We start from the raw sequence: 17,997 nt of genomic DNA, 5'->3' as shown, positions 1-17,997 counted from the left end.
GTAATTACAGAGAAGTATTTAGGTAAAATTTTTGCTTTATTTAACCTATACAAATTTATAAAACTCAGAATTATTTTTTAAAAAAGCCTGTCCACTAATAATAAGTTATACTGCCAAAATTCCAGGGATGATGATAAACACAGAAATACTATACATATCTTTATTCCTCTTTTTGATGATTGCTTTGTTTTGGCTAAAAAAGAAGCCGATTGAGGCAAATTCCTTTCAAGGAAATGAACAGCAAACAATCAGAGTTTTATTTATTGGCAACAGCTATATCTATGTCAATAATCTTCCTTGGTTAACACAACAGTTGGCTGAGTCGGCAAAAGAAACTAGAACGCTCGAAACTGAAATGGTTGTGGTCGGTGGAGCTACCCTCAAAAGCCATTGGAAACGTGGTAAAGCACTCAGGCTATTGAGAGCGAAACAATGGGACTACGTAGTACTCCAAGAGCAAAGTACCTTACCGATTACCAATCCCAAGGAAATGTACAAGTACGCTAGTCTGTTTGATACCGAAATCAAACGAGTGAATTCCCAAACAGTTTTCTACTTGACTTGGGCAAAGCAAAATCAACCAGAAACGCAACAGATATTGACCGATTCATACATGGCAATTGCTAAAAAACTGAAAGCCAAAGTTGCGCTTGTTGGAATAGTTTGGCAAAAAGTTCAGGAAGCAAATCCGAAATTCAACCTTTATAATCCAGATCAAAGCCACCCTAGCCCTATTGGCTCATATTTAGCAGCATGTGTATTTTATAAAACATTTTATAAAGGAAGTTTGATAGGGTTGAGTCGTCGTATATACAGTAGTCAATTTAATACCCCAGAAGAAGGCAACACAGTTGAATTGGAAAGTTTAAGTGAAACAGATGCTGAAATAATTCAAAATTTGGTTGAAGACATCTTCAGAAAGATATAAGGACAGCCTTTTGCATAGTTTCAAAGAAGTTGGATAAAGTATTTTGGCGGCGATGTCTGCGACGGGCAACTTATAGAGAGACTACGCAGCTTATTATCAGAGAAAAGGTTTGCAATAACTGTAGCTTTACATAACTTGATGAAGCTAGTGTAATCTAACGTGGTAATTACGTTAGTTTTTTTGTGTCTATGGGTAGTATAAATTACCGAAAAAACTAATTTGGCAGATGGTAATGTTCAAAACTAAATTATCACAATCCCGTGCTTGGGGGGAATTTTATACCTTGAAGTTAATGCATCGCCATATTGGAGCGATCGCAGTTCTAATTTTAATTAGCTTACTGAGTTCATTGAGTGGAACATCGGTTGATCATACCATCTCTAACTGCTGGGAAGGCTTTATTTGGGGGCTAGCAGATCCAGTAATTGGGTTAGATTGTTTAGTTGGTATTATTGCTATTGGCTTACTCTCATCTGTGTTTGTTCGTGGTGCTGCGATCGCTGGATGTTTTGTCTTAGCAGCAATCTTGGGGATTGTAATTCATTCATTTCAGCTAAATTTACCAGGCACAGAAATAGCCATCGCCATTTCTACCATTGTTTTTGGTACTATGCTGATGCTGCCAAATCAACCAAACTTTATAGTACTGGCTTTAGTAGGCGTTAGTGCTGGTTTATTTCAGGGTTACGCCGATGCTCAATCTATTATTGGGGCAGGAACGATGCCATTAATTGCCTATATACTAGGCATTACCTTAACTCTGTTTACAGTTGCCATGAGTGCCAGAGAAATTGGTAGTGCAATGGGTATGGGAGAAATAAACCGAATTTTACCCTGGAAAATTAGTATTACTGGCTTTGCTTTCTGTGCGATCGGTATTGTGTTTTTGAGCAATTCGATAATTTAGATATTTCAATTCAGTGGAATACATTCATTTGTGGGGGCGTACACCTAGCTGTGCGCCCCCACTACGTCTTTAGAATAATTGAAATCTTTACCGATGGAAGTTGTCCAGCAAGCAGCACAGCGTTTTAATGAATAATACCATTTCACGAAAATAATGAAACAGATATAAACCTTGAAACCCAGGCTAAGTAGGACTTTCTTGATTACGAATTACGAACTAAGAATTACGAATTGGTATAAGGTGATGCATCTCTGCGCTAATCTAGAGGCTATAGCTAACAAAAACTTATGACACCTGAAGAAATTGCAAGTACGCTAACAGAATTATTTGGCACATCGGCTGTTGATGCTTTGGCGCAGCCCATCGTAGAGATCGCTCCTGGATCTTGGCAAATAGATACTTCTACTTTTCGGCTGTTGGTGCTGCTTTCTGAAGATAATACTTGGCTGAGAGTTTTACTGCCTATTGTGCCTATCCAAGAAGCCCAACCATTTTTAGGACAGTTCCTAGAAGCCAACTTTGATGAAACTCAAGAAGTACGTTACGCTTTGTATGAAGGGGTAATTTGGGGAGTATTTCAACATAACACTGACAGTTTAGTGAGTGCAGATTTGTCCAATGCAATTAATCGACTTGTATCTCTCCATGAGGCTGGATTAGATAATGTCTTTAATCGACTAATCGAAAGTCGTATCCGGCAAATTATTCAAGCAGCAAAGCAGCAAGGACAATCTCTGCAAGCTACTATGCAAAGCTTGGAACGCTTTTACGCCGAAGGATTATTGGGTGAAATAAACCAGACCTCAGAAGCGCGAGAAGAAGTTTTAGCTGCTTGGCGGCGTCAGTTAGAAAAATTATGGAATGAAGGTTGATTTCAATTTTTAATAGGAATTGTGATCCGCACCCAGTTTACATATTAAAGTAATTTACACATATATTTATTCACATGGATATCATTGAAATCCTCAAAGAAGACTATCAAAGATTCCCAGAAAATCAAACTTACAGCATTTACGCCCCAGACGTTTATTTTCAAGACCCACTAAATAAATTTCATGGCGTTAAACGTTACAAAAAAATGATTAATTTCATCCAAACTTGGTTTTTAGATCCCAAGATGGACTTACATAATATTCAACGTTTAGGAGACACAATAAAAACTGAGTGGACACTCAGTTGGAATACTCCTCTTCCTTGGAAGCCACGGATTTCTATTCCTGGTTGGAGTGAATTAGGTCTTAACTCTGATGGCTTGATTGTCTCTCATGTCGATTATTGGAATTGTTCACGCTTAGATGTGGTAAAGCAACATTTATCAAAGCAGATATAGAGGCGTCAGTCGTCAGAATGAATTCTGAATTCTGACCGAAAAAGCTGATAGCGCAGTGTAAAGCTTTTTCTATGAGAGGCTTTGCCCGAAGCATAGCTATGCCGCAGAGCCTGCGGCATAGCTGCGTACTGTCTATTTCCTTATTCATGCAATAAAGCATTAGGTAGGACATAGCCCTTGTTGGCATTCAGGGCCGCGAGCAATATGCGTATCATAAAAGACCTTTATTGCTGTAGAGTTGTAACGGTCAAGCTCCTGCAAGTAATTCCAGGCAGTGAGTGCAATTGCTGTGTCGAGATTCAACCGTGGTGTTAGGATAATACGTCCGTTAAAGTTGCTCAAAGATCGCACCTGCTGCCGTAGTTGGGACAATTCTTGATCTTTAATTCGCTTCGGATTGTAGCTAATAATCACCCCACCATGCTCCAAATTATGTACTAAAAACCCATCGGCGGGTGGATCTTTGTATATGCCCCATGCTGCTGGGTACGGGTAGTGCGTCCCGGAGGTTGGTGGATTTGAGTTATAACTGATTGAAGTACCTACTTCCACATGTTCTTGCCCCAAATCTGGGAAACGTATTCCTGGTAGTATTGTGCCAGGGTACAGCCCTGGCAACGGTGATTCAGGTGTCAGGACTAAAAAGGGTTCGATTAAACCTTTCCACTCTTGTATAGAATTCCTTATTAAATTAGAAGTTGACGCGCTACTAGGTTGTGAGGGAGATTCATGAGAGTTCGCAGGCATACTTCCAAATAGCAGAGTTATGGTGGTAGCGCATATCAGGCAGAGTACCAAGAGACTTGATTTAGCAAGTTTGATATTCATATAACCCTCTTCTTTACTCTCAGATAAATTAACGACTTTTTTCAACGTTACAGCTACGAAGTATTAAAGTTTTACCCAAATGCCACGCTCATAAGGTGAAACATTTATGTTAGTTTGCGTGTAAGGATATAAAGGGGTAGGGGTGTAAGCGAAAGAACTACCGAGTTAACCAATCATAGATATTAGCTTATTAGAAATTCATTAATATAGCTAGGGCAAGAAATAGAAGTAATGAAAAGTCCGACAGTGGAAACTTAGCTTGCCACCGTAGGCATCGCTAACCATAGATTTGCTCAAGCCAATTACTCTATTTATTATTAAAAAAACAATATATAAAATTCGGACAGTATAAACCGATCATATTTAACTAGGTTATGTGTTAAACTTTGTTAAAGGCATAACCTAGTTAGTTTTTATGAGGTATGTCCAGAACGGCAAAATAATCAGCGGAATTGAGTGTTATCAAAAAACAACGTATTAATAAGCATTTGAGACGATACTCCTAGTTACCTTCAAGCGTAGCCGTAACCCGCCGTAGACATCGCTCTAAGATCCCTCTAAAACCAATGGTCAATACTATTGATTTACGATGGCTGAAACCCTTGCTTTTACGTTGATTTTCAAAAGTTTGTGGTTTACTGAACCTTTTTCCATTTATCAGGGCGAAAACGAATATCTTTACATTCATAAAGACCGTCAGCCTGATAAATTCTAGCTCCTGCACCATATTTTAATCCTGCATAAGTACAAGAGCCGCCGCTAATCTTTTCCAACTCTTTATCAGTCAAATCACTTGCAACAAGTGTAGAATCTAGATCAAAAATGCTAATGTTAGCCATGATGGAATCTCCAACATTAAATTAGTCGTTTTTACGAAAGTTTTATAAAAAATTGGATTAGCTATAAATCATCTAATCCCACTTCAATACTATGGAATTAAAACAAGGATTTAAAGAGGTAAACGCTTATTTAAAAAACATAAATCATAGAATTATGTTTTAATTAAACTTTTATTTTTTTGATAAGAGGGTTCATGCGTACAAATAAAAGCGCAATAAATCCTCTTGCTAGCCAAAATATTGCTATTCGAAACTAAAGATATGCCTGTGAGTTGTATATCAAGATTGATACCTTAATCACAGCACTACCACTTTAAAAAGCCATATTTATAAATTTTTGCTAGATTAGTACCAACTTTTACAAAAGTTTAAAAAAAAAATTACAGGACTTTTGATTTAGGAAAGTAAGCAGAGGTTTGAAAGAAGTATCCGGTCAGCACTAGGCGCGGATTTCACAGATATAGGGTGCGGTTACAGCGATCGCACCGCACCCTCGTGAGAGCAACATAGTTGTCAGTCCAGTCCTAGCTATTACACGCATCTAATGCTCAATGCCATCACGTCGCCACAGAGCGATCGCTCAATACGTAATATGCAATACCTAATGACCGAATCAAAGTTTTTGAAATTATCAGGTTAAAAGCCAGGGCATATATTCGCGTCCACAGACCATATCAATGAACGCAGAGGGCAGTAGGTCTGCCTCCTGTCTCCTTCAATGAAGCTTAGTTAGCTGTCGTCTTAAGGTAGTACTGTACCCCCCTGTAGTTCTTTTTTTGGTATCTTTGGTATGTACTTATCCTGGTAGCACTTATAGTAAGTTCCACCCCATTTAGCATTGTAATAACTGTAACAGGCGTATTTGTCTTTATAGATGACGTAGTATTCATCTTTAGATTGACCACCTGTAATATTAGATTCTTCAGAAATTGTTAGATCAACAAAATCCAATTCGGAAACAATCATTTTAAGTCTCCTTAATTCTTATATTTTTGGAATAGATGACAATCAAACTTTTCTTAAGCTCGACTCTATCCAAAATTAAGAAGTTGGTTCTCTTGTATCGACAAAACCCTAACTTTTTGGCAAAAACTTTTTCCATCTCCGTGATTTTTCATGAAAACGAAAAAGTAAAAATACTGTCTTACAAAGCTTCCAGCTAGAGTGTTGACAAAAAATGGATAAATTCGAGCTAAAAGGATGTCTGAACACTCTCCTAGACTACGATCTGAGAGATAAAGAGAATCGAGTTTTCAAACTTGAGTTGTAGGTTGAATTTAAGCAAAGCGCAACCCAAATAAACAACCTAAATGTTGGGGTTTTTTACGTCAATCCAAACTACATTTAAATTAGTTTGGTATCTGAAAACAGACCCTAAACTATATCTGAGGAATCGAGGAACTTTAGGCTTTTCAATCTGCCAGGCAACCTATTTAGCCTTGATTACTAATTTATCAAGTTCAAATCAACTGTTGTATTCATTAGTAACTATTCTTTACTTACTAGACCCTTGGCAGTACAGAAGTCCAATTCCCTTGATTGGAAGCAATCGCTTGCCACTTCAACACCACCACGGCAATGGCACGATGCTAAACATGGCTGAAAGACCTAAATTTATGCAATAATTATAACATATGCATACGTAATTTATAGTATATTACTTTAAAACCTCGTTTTTAGCCAATGCCCCTCATTGCAGTGCCTCTAGCAAGGAAGGCAGCAGCCCCCCAAGAGGCATTCCCAGCCTCAGGTTGGAAACGAAGGAATCTATTAAAGCTTTGTCTAGTCAGGATTTTAAGTTAAGTTGACACCGATGACATCTATGCGTCCCTACACTATGGTTTAATTACCTGAAAATTGCTGTAAAAAGGAGGGTTAGGAAGAATCAAGTCTTAACCCAAGCGTAGTTTATTTAAGCAGAAATACTTACTCTAACTCTAGATTTCTTTTTTCCATCCTGAAAGTGCGCCTCGCAGATGAACTGCTGATGACAAGCCGCTACATCACGACATTCATCATCAACATCACGACATTCATCATCAATATCACGATATTCCTTATCAACATCACGACATTCATAATCAACATCACGATATTCCTTATCAACATCACGACATTCATAATCAACATCACGATATTCATTATTAACATCACAATATTACTTATCAACATCACGACATTCATCACTAATGTTAAAACAATTGTTCAAAAAACCAAGTGCAATATCGGAATTAAGAGAAATTACTTATATTTAAGTATTAGTTTTATCACAAATAAAATTATTCATGAATTTTACTGAACCAGAAAACAGCTTTACTAAGCCAAACTATCTCTAGAACCTTCTCTAACGAATATATTTATGCCCAGGCCAAAACGTACATCTCGTGTTTTAGAAAAAGCTGAACTGAGATCCACTGGACTGAAAGCAATTGATTCAAATATGGATTTTGGCGATAATTGCGATTTGCAAAATCTGATTAAATCAATTGAGCAGTTACGCACTATGCTTGATGCTTATAACATCAATCTAGCTATGATTGACTCTTCCAAAACTAAAATTGATGAGATGGAAAAAAGCTTGAGCAATCTTACAGATAAGATGGTGAGGGGCGTTGCTTTTAAGTATGGCAAAAACAGCATTGAATATGAGATGGCGGGTGGTATTCGTGATAGCGAACGTGTTCGCAAAAGCAGATTAAGCCGTCTGAAATCTGGTGCGGCATAAGTATCAGAAGAGAATATTCAAATCATATACTACATCACGGCGAGAAGCAGAAAGTAAAGGTGAAGAGAGCTTCTAGCAAGGGATGTGGAGAATGAATAAGTAGCGTTTGCTCATTAAAACCATAAGTTATTGGCTACTGCAATACCTTTGGTGGGCTTTGCCTACGCAATTTCTTCTGTTCCTGATGCTCTTTGATAAGAAAGGGTTATATACAGCCAATATCATGCAATCCCATGCATATAAAATTATGCATTTTGTAAGATAGCCTCATTTCTAATGATGTTTAAAGTACTGTGATTTGGGAATTTCAACGATTTTCCTTGTCTAATTTTTGATTAGAGTTTATAGTGTTACGGTGTTTTCCCTGGCAATTTATCGGCAGATTTTTATCATGATTTATTCTCACCAATTGCAGAAGTATTTGGCGCGTTTCTCTTTGTCTGTAGTATTATTAGCTGATTTATTAATTACGCAAAAAGCTCCGCCAGCGTTTGCCCAAACGGTAAATTCATCTATCGGTAATGCTGTAACATTCAGTTGCAATGATAGTGAAGCGACAATAAAAGCTAAAAATGGGCCTAGAGTATTAAATGGAAGTTCAGCCATTTACATTGGTTATCAGCAAGTATCATCTACTAACCAAAATCCTGTGACAATCCGTTTTAATAGTGGCATCAAATCATGGTGTAGAACTGATTACGAAACAACAAATGACGATGGTAGAGGTTACGGATTGTATTGGGATGGGGGTAATGTTTTATATGGCGTTTACTCTTCCACTGGTAGTCAGACTGGTAATGATTTTCGCCGCTTTGCAACTGGGCGTTGGTTGACTAGCTATGGTTACGGAGGCGGGCCAAAAGTTGCAGTTATAGCCCGGATCAATCCATCCAATGGCGAGGTTAATTATGCAACATTTTTAACTTCCAAAAAGCCGACTGATGGAAAAACTAACTCTCTACTTGTCCAAAACCTATCATGGAATGGCACAAATTTGACTGTGCAAGCACAGTCCTGGTGGACTCCCCGTGCGGCTAATACAAATCCTATGAATTGCTCTGGTTCATCACCTTATCAATACACAGCAGTATTTACTGACGATTTAACAAAGGTGAACTCGGCTTCAGCTCCTACCTGTAATTAAAGGGTAAGGATTGAGCTATCCAATTGAGGAAGGATATTTTTCCAGTTGTTTAAGAATTGACAAAAGCGATCGCTCTTGGTAATTTTAGTGCGATCGCTCTTTCTCATTTATCTATCCCTAATTTTTCCCATGCGGACGATGAATAATTGTCTCCAAAACTCGCCGTTTAGCCTTTGGATCAATACCTACTAAGCGGATATACTCACCGCTATATTCTGCCAAAGTTGCCTCTAAGTTTGAGATTGCATCAGACTCGGCATCAATGTGGCTATGAACACAACTTTGCCAAGAACCGGTGCGGAAACGACGCTCATCTACGTGTTCAATACTAATTTTGTAACCTTGAGATAATAATTGCCGAATCTGTTCTTGTGTCTCTAGAGTCAAATGTGGACTTGATACTTCCTGTTTCTGGAATCCATTAGTTTTTGCTTCTTGAGTTGCACCATTGCTTAACGGCTGATTAATTGGGGTTACAGCAACAGGTGGTGCAGATTGAGAATTTCTACCTCGATTGAGTCGGTTGTAATCATCAACCAAATGGGAATTTTCCACCCGTTTTTGTTCACCAACAAGGAAGTTACCAGACTCGATTAAGTGAGACAGCCTGAAATCTGGCTTTTTAAATTCTGGTGGCCCTTCAGTGCTGTTAACGATGTTCAAGGATACCCGCTCAAAACCTACTTGATGGATGTAGTTGCGGATTTGTTCGTCATAAATGCGCGATCGCAAAGCGCTAAAAAAGTCAATGGACTGGTTGACAAATGTATCAACTAGCTGTTCAACTTCCTTTTGTGACAGCCCATCTGGTTCAAAAATCCCTTTGACAATTCCCACCTTATCGTCTCGGTTTGGTTCCCAGTAGAATTTCTCCATCCGTCCATCCCGAATTAACGGTGCATAGAGAGTGGAAAAATCATTACCTGTGACAATAATCGGTACACGATGTAAAGGGGTGGAATCATAGCTTCCAGGCAACTGCACATCTGTGGGATTATCGGCAATATTCATCAGTGTGGCATTCACCAACTGCGTATTTACAGTATATTGAGTGCCTTCATCAAAGCGTCCAGCGCCCGCATCTAAATCATTAATCATCAGTACACACATTTTGCCGCGTACTTTGATTAGTTCTGCTGTTTCTCGATAGCGCAGCCGAATCAACCGCGCCGGATCTCCTGCGTCTGGACTTTCCAATTCGCCGCCAGAGATATTAGTCACTTCGATACCCATTTTCTCGAAGACTAATTGACATTGAAATGTTTTGCCTTCACCTTTGCGTCCGTGAATACCTAAAATCACGGGGACTCGCACACCAGGAAGCTTTAGAAAGTTTTTGGTGATGTGAACAGCCAGTTTGTCCAGAAAGCGGGGAGCGATGTAGTAACCCATAAAATTATTTTGCCTAGCACTGCTTAAAGTAATGTTAAGTTTTTTTGGTGATGACTGTTTATTTATCTTTTGGTAGAAAAGCAACGCTACCTACCATAAACGTCTTATTGAATATGCATCAAAAATTTTATCAGCACTCAGTATAGATATATTTTCTGCGAGTGCTTGTGCAATTAAAATTTGGTCAAATGGGTCACGGTGATGTAAAGGTAGTGTGGCAACAACAGTAATATGATCTACGGTAATTGGCAGTAATTCAATACCATTACTAATTATTTGCTGTTCGATAAACTCTTCAAAAGTCAAACCAAAGTTGAGTTTACCAATGCTGTGCTTGATATTCTTGGATCACCCATCACAAACCAAATAAAAATATGAGTGTCCAGTAGCTGCCTCATTACATATATTCCTTAAAATCTTCTAGTGGTTCATCAAAGTCATCAGATATTGTTATAAGTCCCTTGGCACTACCATACTTAGGACGGTGTTGAACTGGCGAGATAGGAGTTAACTTCACCAAAGGTTGATTATCTTTGATAATAATAATTTCTTCACTACTGAGTGCTGCTTCAATTAAGTCAGGTAAATGTTGAGATGCTTCAGCTAGAGTAATTTGCTGCATAGTTACCACCTTTGAATATAAAAATTAGGTGCTACCACTATCCTAACTTTGAATTATCAATTAAGTTAAAGTAAACCAATTTAACCAAGCGTCCCAATTTTCCACGATTTGGGCAAATTCTGCATAACCGCCTGCTCTTGGATGAACACCATCATTAGCTCTTGCTTCATTAATCCAGATGTTTGATTTTTCTAATATCGGAAAAACGTTTAAATAAGGTACATTTAATTCTTCACAAATTGAAGCATATTGTTTAGATAAATTAGTAATTCTCTGCTTTCTTCCTGGATCTTCTCGTTCTTCATATGGTGCTAGTCCAATCATCAAAACAGGATACATCGATTTGGCTTTAATTAAAATTTCACGCGCATTTCTGATAGAATCTACCAAATCTATGCGAGTTTTACCATTTTCCACTGTTGTGTCATTCAATCCAAAAGAAAACACAACTCTGCCATCATATTCTTTGGGTAAACGAAGCGATACTTCCTGTAACCAACGCTTTGCTATATCAGTACTCGTGTCACGCCTAATCCCTAAATTATAGTAAGTAATGTCATAACCTTTTTTATTAGCATTTGCACATACTCTCCCTGTCCAACCAAGACATTCTGAGTCGCCAGTGCCGTTAACAAAAGAGTCACCAACAAAGCAAATTCTTATTTCCGCCAGATGCTGTAATTCCATTTATTATATTTAAAAAAAGCAGAGGTTTACGCAAAGAAACACCAAGTTATTCTCTGCGTTGCTCTGCGTTTTCCTTCTCTGCGAGACGCTGCGCGAACGCTAATGCGAATGCGTCCCTCTGCGTTTCAAAAAAAAATCTAGTAAATAGGAGAGGCAGATAATTCTACCTCTCCTATGGGGATAAACTAACTAACTATTTAAAGCTTGCTAGCTTTAGTATCTGTTGGGTTTGTGAACCAAAAAGCTGAGAACTTGGCACTGCTTGATGTTGTCAAAACCCACAACACGGATATAGCTGTTGTTAAATTGAGAACGGCATCCTTGAACTTCGCTCAATACTTCTTGAGTGGATTTAGCACCGAACAAAGGTAGCTTCCACATTGTCCAATATAATTCTGTTGGCTCAGAAGTTTCGTTGAACTCGATCGCTGGAATGTAACCTTGATTCAAGATGTACTGCACTTGTTTGGCAATTTGAGCGTCAGACAGGGGTGGCAGATAAGAAAGGGTTTCGTAACGACGCTCTTTTGGTAAAGTTTGCATAGCTTTTGATAATGGGTTGCGATTTTGACTACTAGGTTGACCGAACTAATTAGATAAGTTATCCAAATTCGGATCTGAAGTTGTTTGCTGTTCTGGTTGCAGACTGGGGCTAGATGTGTCTATTCGTGTAATGCGTTCTAAATGCTGGCGACGCTGTTCCATGTTGGATTGCTGAATGCCAGTGCGAACCATTTCCGGTAAAAATTCAATGATTTCTTCCGCAATGTGTTCTCTGACAGTCATGATTCGCAAAGCCAAATCTGGTTTCTCTCGCAACAGTTGCTCAATGTATGATTCACCATTCTGAATTTTGCCAGCAGAAAAGTTATGCAGCCAAAGTTCTAATGGAGGATTCGTTTCGCCTAGCTGTGCCAATACTGTCCTTAGAGCCTGATAAGTCAGATAGCTTTGGAGAGTTTTGGCTGTGTCCTTCGCAATTTGCTTAAGATTCATGCTTGACCCCAGCCCTGAAGAGTTATGAGTTATAAGTTAAGAGTTATGAATTAATGCAAATCTCAACTCTTAACTCTTAACTCTTAACCGTTAACTCAGATCAGACGGTATCCATTGCTTCAAACTCGAACTTGATTTCTTTCCACAGTTCGCAAGCAACAGCTAGTTCAGGAGACCACTTGGCAGCTTCGCGGATGATATCGTTACCTTCGCGAGCCAAGTTCCGGCCTTCGTTACGAGCTTGAACAACGGCTTCCAAGGCGACACGGTTAGCGGTTGCACCAGGAGCGTTACCCCAAGGATGTCCCAGAGTACCACCACCGAATTGTAGTACGGAGTCATCACCAAAGATTTCTACTAGCGCAGGCATGTGCCATACGTGGATACCACCAGAAGCAACTGCCATTACACCAGGTAGAGAAGCCCAGTCTTGGGTAAAGTAAATACCACGAGACTTGTCTTGCTCAATGTAGTTTTCACGCAACAGGTCAACGAAGCCCATTGTGATGCCGCGCTCACCTTCCAACTTACCAACTACGGTGCCGGTGTGGATGTGGTCACCACCAGACAAACGTAGAGCTTTAGCCAATACACGGAAGTGGATACCGTGGTTCTTTTGACGGTCGATTACAGCGTGCATAGCACGGTGAATGTGCAGCAAGATACCGTTATCACGGCACCAACGAGCCAATGTGGTGTTGGCGGTGAAACCTGCGGTTAGGTAGTCATGCATGATGATGGGCATTTTGAGTTCTTTAGCGTACTCAGCCCGCTTCAGCATTTCTTCACAGGTAGGAGCGGTAACGTTTAGGTAGTGACCTTTAATTTCACCGGTTTCTGCTTGAGCTTTGTTGATAGCTTCAGCTACGAACAAGAAGCGATCGCGCCATCTTTGGAATGGTGCGGAGTTGATGTTTTCGTCGTCTTTGGTGAAGTCCAAACCACCGCGTAAGCACTCGTATACAGCGCGTCCGTAGTTCTTAGCAGAAAGACCCAATTTGGGCTTAATGGTACAACCCAGCAAAGGACGACCGTATTTGTTTAACTTGTCGCGCTCAACTTGGATACCGTGAGGAGGCCCTTGGAAGGTCTTGATGTAAGCTACTGGAAAGCGAATATCTTCTAGACGCAATGCCCGCAGAGCTTTGAAACCAAATACGTTACCTACAATTGAGGTCAATACGTTGGTTACAGAACCTTCTTCAAACAAGTCCAAAGGATAGGCAACGTAGCAGATGTACTGGTTGTCTTCACCGGGAACTGGTTCGATATCGTAGCAACGACCTTTGTAGCGATCAAGGTCGGTGAGCAAGTCTGTCCACACAGTTGTCCAAGTACCTGTGGAAGACTCAGCCGCTACAGCCGCACCTGCTTCTTCGGGAGGAACACCAGGCTGGGGTGTCATGCGGAACGCAGCTAGAAGATCGGTATCTTTTGGTGTGTAATCGGGTGTGTAATAAGTTAGTCTGTAATCTTTAACCCCGGCTTGATACCCAGACTTACTCTGAGTCTTCGTTTGAGCGTAAGACATATTTTATCCTTCCCTGAAATCACTCTTGTTAATTATCAAATCACGTTTTGTGCAACTTCCCCTCACCCGATTTTTTCCCCCTTCATCGGGGAAAAGAACGGTAAAAATTTTTGTTAAGGGTTGTTTTTGGCAAAGGGTAGCAGTTTTTTTGCGGCTGCACTTTGGTAGCGGTGGTAGCCCTCCTCACCAGTGTTATCCCCTTCTAGGGGTACACGACCTAGCGCTTCTACTGTTCCCTCTTCTTACGAATCAAAATTCTTTTTTACCTCTTCTTCGCACCTAACTAAACCTTCTCAATTTCACCAAAACTTCCGCTTTTGCGGCTTGATTTTAGATAATTTCCCTACAAACCGGGGTATTCAGGGGATTGGGCTGGCTGGCACACATTCCCGCCTCTACACTCCTTATATCTTCTCCGTTGATGGAAAAGATACCAGAAAAGAATTTACTTGACAGAGATTTAGCAGAGTCGTGAGCGTAAAGATAAAAAATTGCACACCACGTAATTTGTAACTTATTCCACAATATATCAATAATTCGATAAGTTATTCTTTGAAAGTTTTTAACTTATATATTTAATTTTGTTATTACATAAATATTTAACATTTTGTTACAGATACTTTACAAGGTGTCATCAATAACTGTAAAGAAGCTTTTGGGAGTGGGGAGTGGGGGGTGAGGAGTTAGGAATTAAGAGTTATTAAGAATTATTTCCCTAATGCCCAATGCCCAATCCCTATAAAATTTTAGGAAAATTCCAGATGACGTTTAAAAAATCCTGACTAGGGGAACACTGGAACTAACCCAAAGCCAGTTTAGGTAATGGCTATGGGTACTGTCTCCTAAGGAAATGTCACCGTGGTATTGTTTTGCAAGCGTACTAGTTTATTGACTACTTCTATCTTGCTGGGGTTGATAGCTTTGCCAAGTATAGGATGGGCACAAAAAACCCCTGATATTAATTCATCTGATCTAACTCCTGCTTACCCACCTTCTGCACCGCCACCGCGAGTAGAACCTTTGCCTGACGAGCGAGGAGTGCAAGAAAATTCGCCAAAAACTGATTATCGTGTCGGTAACTTACTGGGAGATGTTACCGGCAATCTTTGGGTAGGTTCTTGGCGGGGACTATCGCGGATTGATCCTAAAACCGGCAAGATTATTTCTCGTGTTAGTTTACCGAATGTTGCTATTGGTGCTTTAGCCCAAGACAAAGTAGGACGTTTGTGGGTAGGAAGTTATGATGGACTGTTCCGAGTAGACCCCCGTACTAGCGAAATCACCGCGCAGAATTTATTTTTGCCTTCTAAACGGGTGTTGTCATTGTTAGTTGACAAACGGGGTTATTTGTGGACTGGAACCGATAGCGGTTTAGCCCTAATTAGTCCCGACCAAGGCCTAATTATGACAACATTAAAAAATCTGCCTGGTGTCAGCGCCAACACCCTGACTTTAGATGCTGAAGGTCAACTGTGGGTTGGCACTCTTGATGGATTGGTGCGGGTAAATACTGCTAGTGCTGCGATTATGAAGCGGATAGCCGATTTACCAGGGACGACTGTCCAAGCTTTAGCTATCAGTCCAGAAGGATTAATTTGGGCAGGAATGCCAAATAATTTACTAGTTATTAATCCAAAAACTGGTGCAGTGTTGCGTTCTGTAACTCGCCTGCGTGGGCGTGACGTAACGGCAGTACGTTTTGCTAAAGATGGTAGTGTCTGGGTCGGGACTAACAATGGTTTGTTACGATTAAATCCAAATACAGGAGCTGTGTTAGATGCAGAAGTTGCTGGACTTCCTTCTAGTCGGGTTCTTGCCCTTGCACCTGACATCGCCAATAAATTATGGATTGGCACTAGTGAAGGTTTAGCTTGGTTAATGCCCAAAACCGACAGTGCAAAACCCCATATTGCTTTCAGTCGCGCCGTTAAATGAAAAGTTAGGAGTTAGGAGTTAGAAGTTATAAATTAAAGAATTTTTTAAATTCAAAACTCCTCACTCCTCACTCTTAACTCCTAACTCCTAACTCCCCACCTAGAAAAATGGCAATCACTACCCAGCAATTAATTCAATGGAAACAACAGGGACGTTCAATTGTGGCGTTGACCGCCTGGGATTATGCGATCGCCCAACTCATCGATGCAGCTGGTGTAGACTTAATCCTTGTAGGCGACTCTATGGCAGTAGTTCTAGGGTATGAAACAACACTACCCATAACTTTAGATGAAATGATCTACCACGCCAAATCTGTGCGCCGTGGGGTTAAACGCGCATTAGTTGTGGTAGATTTACCATTTTTGACGTATCAAGAAAGTCTCCAGCAAGCAATGCACTCAGCCGGGCGGGTACTGAAGGAAACGGGCGCTCAAGCGGTAAAATTGGAAGGTGGCTATCCAGCGATCACAGAAACTATTGCTCGTTTGGTTCAAGCTGGAATTCCGGTAATGGGTCATGTCGGTTTGACACCGCAATCAGTACATCAACTCGGTTTGCGACAACAAGGGAAAACCCAAGAAGCCAGTGAAAGGATTTTACAAGAAGCGATCGCTCTGGAACAAGCGGGTGTATTTTCTATAGTTTTAGAGCATATCCCCGCAGATTTGGCAATGCAGATTACACAAAAATTAAGCATTCCCACAATTGGCATCGGTGCAGGAACTCACTGCGATGGACAAGTTTTAGTTACCTCAGATGTAATCGGACTTACCGAGAAACATCCACCATTTGCCAAAGTTTACACAAACTTGCGGGAAACGATTACTAAAGCCGTGCAAGATTATGCGCTGGAAGTACGCGATCGGAAATTTCCATAAGCATAGAATTTACCATTAAAAAATACAAGAAGCTGCTAAATAGCTAGTTTTCCATCTGGGATAATTTATGCAATCAGAGAGCAGCACACATTATAAAATTGCTGAAGTTCAAAATTGTGCCTTAACATCCAGAGTGAAAACTGACAGCATCTTTTATCGCCTATTTCAAGAATTCCCCAGTATCTTCTTTGAACTGATTGGCAATCCTCCTGAAACTGCAAATACCTATCAATTCTCTTCAGTTGAAATCAAACAAACTGCCTTTAGAATAGATGGTGTATTTCTTCCCACTCAAAACGAAGAAAATCCGACTTATTTCGTTGAAGTTCAATTTCAACCAGACTCAGATATTTATTTGCGCCTAGTTTCGGAAGTATTTCTCTATTTGCGGCAAAATAAATCTAAAAATTCTTGGCGAGGAGTGGTGATTTATCCCAGAAGGAATATAGATACTGGTGAACGACAAGATTGCTACGAATTCTTCAACAGTGATCGTATTAGTATAATTTACTTGGATGAACTAGGTGAAGCTGCATCATTACCAATAGGTATTGCTACCCTAAAATTAGTAATTGAAAATGAAGATACAACTATTACTACCGCCAGAGAACTAATTAACCGTACTAAACAAGCGGTAAATTTGCAACTACCACAAAAACAATTACTAGAATTAATAGAGACAATTCTAGTTTATAAATTGCCTAACATAAGTCGAGAGGAGATAGAAGCGATGTTTGGGTTAAGTGAGTTGAAGCAAACACGGGTTTATCAAGAAGCTAAACAAGAAGGCAAAGAAGAAGGTAAACAAGAAGGTCGTTTTGAGGCAAAGTTAGAAGCTGTACCTAAACTCCTAGCACTAGGTTTAAGTGTGAAACAAATATCACAGGCGTTAGATTTGGATGTTGCACAAGTCCAACAAGCAATACAGCAAACGCCTCTAAATGAATAGTGTCGAGAGGAGATAGAAGCAATGTTTGGGTTAAGTGAGTTGAAGCAAACACGGGTTTATCAAGAAGGTAAACAAGAAGGTCGTTTTGAGGCAAAGTTAGAAGCTGTACCTAAACTGCTAGCACTGGGTTTAAGTGTTGAACAAATATCACAGGTGTTAGATTTGGATGTTGCACAAGTCCAGCAAGCACTACAGCAAAAGCCTCTCAAGGAATAAGTTCAGACAAGCGATGTTTGGCGACAAACATCTTTGCATCTAAGCATTTTAGATTAACGCGATCGCTATCTTAACTACAAATATCAGCTA

Annotated in this window: 20 protein-coding genes; 10 read left to right on the top strand and 10 right to left on the bottom strand. The window is 39.9% G+C overall.

Annotation, left to right across the window (positions count from 1 at the left end):
- Window positions 1-127 precede the first annotated feature (127 nt).
- The 4 genes from H6G96_RS23090 (at window position 128) to H6G96_RS23075 (ending at window position 3,165) form a co-directional block, all read left to right on the top strand.
- Entirely contained in the window at window positions 128-928 is an 801-nt protein-coding gene (locus tag H6G96_RS23090; RefSeq protein WP_190913767.1) for an SGNH/GDSL hydrolase family protein, read from the top strand.
- A gap of 232 nt (window positions 929-1,160) precedes the next feature.
- A complete protein-coding gene (locus H6G96_RS23085; protein WP_190913765.1) occupies window positions 1,161-1,835 on the top strand; it encodes a HupE/UreJ family protein in 675 nt (224 codons plus the stop codon).
- A gap of 287 nt (window positions 1,836-2,122) precedes the next feature.
- Window positions 2,123-2,707 carry a hypothetical protein gene (locus tag H6G96_RS23080; protein ID WP_190913762.1) on the top strand — a complete coding sequence of 195 codons (585 nt, stop codon included), beginning with the start codon at window positions 2,123-2,125 and terminating at the stop codon, window positions 2,705-2,707.
- A 74-nt stretch (window positions 2,708-2,781) separates the two neighbouring features.
- Window positions 2,782-3,165, top strand: coding sequence for a DUF2358 domain-containing protein (locus H6G96_RS23075; RefSeq protein ID WP_190913758.1), 384 nt, complete (start codon window positions 2,782-2,784; stop codon window positions 3,163-3,165).
- A gap of 159 nt (window positions 3,166-3,324) precedes the next feature.
- Here H6G96_RS23075 and H6G96_RS23070 read toward each other — a convergent pair whose 3' ends face one another.
- The 3 genes from H6G96_RS23070 to H6G96_RS23060 all read right to left on the bottom strand — a co-directional run bounded on the left by H6G96_RS23070 (window position 3,325) and on the right by H6G96_RS23060 (window position 5,798).
- Complete coding sequence (locus H6G96_RS23070) at window positions 3,325-3,912, bottom strand: DUF3105 domain-containing protein (protein ID WP_190913755.1); 588 nt, start codon at window positions 3,910-3,912, stop codon at window positions 3,325-3,327.
- A 716-nt stretch (window positions 3,913-4,628) separates the two neighbouring features.
- A complete protein-coding gene (locus H6G96_RS23065) occupies window positions 4,629-4,832 on the bottom strand; it encodes a bacteriocin (protein ID WP_190913753.1) in 204 nt (67 codons plus the stop codon).
- Window positions 4,833-5,573: 741 nt separating this feature from the next.
- On the bottom strand, window positions 5,574-5,798 hold the full coding sequence (locus H6G96_RS23060; protein ID WP_190913751.1) for a hypothetical protein: 225 nt from the start codon (window positions 5,796-5,798) through the stop codon (window positions 5,574-5,576).
- A gap of 1,393 nt (window positions 5,799-7,191) precedes the next feature.
- On the opposite strand from H6G96_RS23060, the gene H6G96_RS23055 reads away from it, so the two are divergent.
- On the top strand, window positions 7,192-7,557 hold the full coding sequence (locus H6G96_RS23055) for a hypothetical protein (protein WP_190913749.1): 366 nt from the start codon (window positions 7,192-7,194) through the stop codon (window positions 7,555-7,557).
- A 391-nt stretch (window positions 7,558-7,948) separates the two neighbouring features.
- The gene (locus H6G96_RS23050; RefSeq protein WP_190913747.1) at window positions 7,949-8,701 is read left to right on the top strand and encodes a hypothetical protein; all 753 of its coding nucleotides are present in this window, start codon (window positions 7,949-7,951) and stop codon (window positions 8,699-8,701) included.
- Between the two features lie 117 nt (window positions 8,702-8,818).
- Here H6G96_RS23050 and H6G96_RS23045 read toward each other — a convergent pair whose 3' ends face one another.
- The 7 genes from H6G96_RS23045 to H6G96_RS23015 all read right to left on the bottom strand — a co-directional run bounded on the left by H6G96_RS23045 (window position 8,819) and on the right by H6G96_RS23015 (window position 13,929).
- Complete coding sequence (locus tag H6G96_RS23045) at window positions 8,819-10,093, bottom strand: ribulose bisphosphate carboxylase small subunit (protein ID WP_190913745.1); 1,275 nt, start codon at window positions 10,091-10,093, stop codon at window positions 8,819-8,821.
- Window positions 10,094-10,183: 90 nt separating this feature from the next.
- Window positions 10,184-10,399 carry a type II toxin-antitoxin system VapC family toxin gene (locus H6G96_RS23040; protein ID WP_347242273.1) on the bottom strand — a complete coding sequence of 72 codons (216 nt, stop codon included), beginning with the start codon at window positions 10,397-10,399 and terminating at the stop codon, window positions 10,184-10,186.
- Window positions 10,400-10,490: 91 nt separating this feature from the next.
- Window positions 10,491-10,715, bottom strand: coding sequence for a DUF2281 domain-containing protein (locus H6G96_RS23035; protein ID WP_190913743.1), 225 nt, complete (start codon window positions 10,713-10,715; stop codon window positions 10,491-10,493).
- Between the two features lie 60 nt (window positions 10,716-10,775).
- The gene (locus tag H6G96_RS23030; RefSeq protein ID WP_190913741.1) at window positions 10,776-11,402 is read right to left on the bottom strand and encodes a GDSL-type esterase/lipase family protein; all 627 of its coding nucleotides are present in this window, start codon (window positions 11,400-11,402) and stop codon (window positions 10,776-10,778) included.
- Between the two features lie 213 nt (window positions 11,403-11,615).
- On the bottom strand, window positions 11,616-11,945 hold the full coding sequence (locus tag H6G96_RS23025; RefSeq protein WP_069072884.1) for a ribulose bisphosphate carboxylase small subunit: 330 nt from the start codon (window positions 11,943-11,945) through the stop codon (window positions 11,616-11,618).
- A 45-nt stretch (window positions 11,946-11,990) separates the two neighbouring features.
- On the bottom strand, window positions 11,991-12,398 hold the full coding sequence (locus tag H6G96_RS23020; protein ID WP_190913739.1) for a chaperonin family protein RbcX: 408 nt from the start codon (window positions 12,396-12,398) through the stop codon (window positions 11,991-11,993).
- 100 nt (window positions 12,399-12,498) lie between these two features.
- Window positions 12,499-13,929, bottom strand: coding sequence for a form I ribulose bisphosphate carboxylase large subunit (locus H6G96_RS23015; RefSeq protein ID WP_069072882.1), 1,431 nt, complete (start codon window positions 13,927-13,929; stop codon window positions 12,499-12,501).
- A gap of 858 nt (window positions 13,930-14,787) precedes the next feature.
- On the opposite strand from H6G96_RS23015, the gene H6G96_RS23010 reads away from it, so the two are divergent.
- From H6G96_RS23010 to H6G96_RS22995, 4 genes are all read left to right on the top strand, one after another.
- Window positions 14,788-15,864 (top strand): two-component regulator propeller domain-containing protein, encoded by a 1,077-nt coding sequence (locus tag H6G96_RS23010; protein ID WP_190913737.1) that lies wholly within the window; start codon window positions 14,788-14,790, stop codon window positions 15,862-15,864.
- 107 nt (window positions 15,865-15,971) lie between these two features.
- Entirely contained in the window at window positions 15,972-16,742 is a 771-nt protein-coding gene (panB, locus tag H6G96_RS23005) for a 3-methyl-2-oxobutanoate hydroxymethyltransferase (protein WP_190913735.1), read from the top strand.
- 133 nt (window positions 16,743-16,875) lie between these two features.
- Window positions 16,876-17,691 (top strand): Rpn family recombination-promoting nuclease/putative transposase, encoded by an 816-nt coding sequence (locus tag H6G96_RS23000; RefSeq protein ID WP_190913887.1) that lies wholly within the window; start codon window positions 16,876-16,878, stop codon window positions 17,689-17,691.
- Window positions 17,692-17,712: 21 nt separating this feature from the next.
- Window positions 17,713-17,907: a hypothetical protein gene (locus H6G96_RS22995; protein WP_190913733.1), complete on the top strand. Its 195-nt coding sequence runs from the start codon at window positions 17,713-17,715 to the stop codon at window positions 17,905-17,907.
- The last annotated feature ends 90 nt before the right edge of the window (window positions 17,908-17,997 follow it).

It is taken from the genome of Nostoc sp. FACHB-892, from assembly GCF_014698795.1.
Lineage (GTDB): Bacteria > Cyanobacteriota > Cyanobacteriia > Cyanobacteriales > Nostocaceae > Nostoc.
The sequence above is the reverse complement of the archived record's forward strand: the minus strand, read 5'-3'. Positions and strand labels throughout refer to the sequence as shown.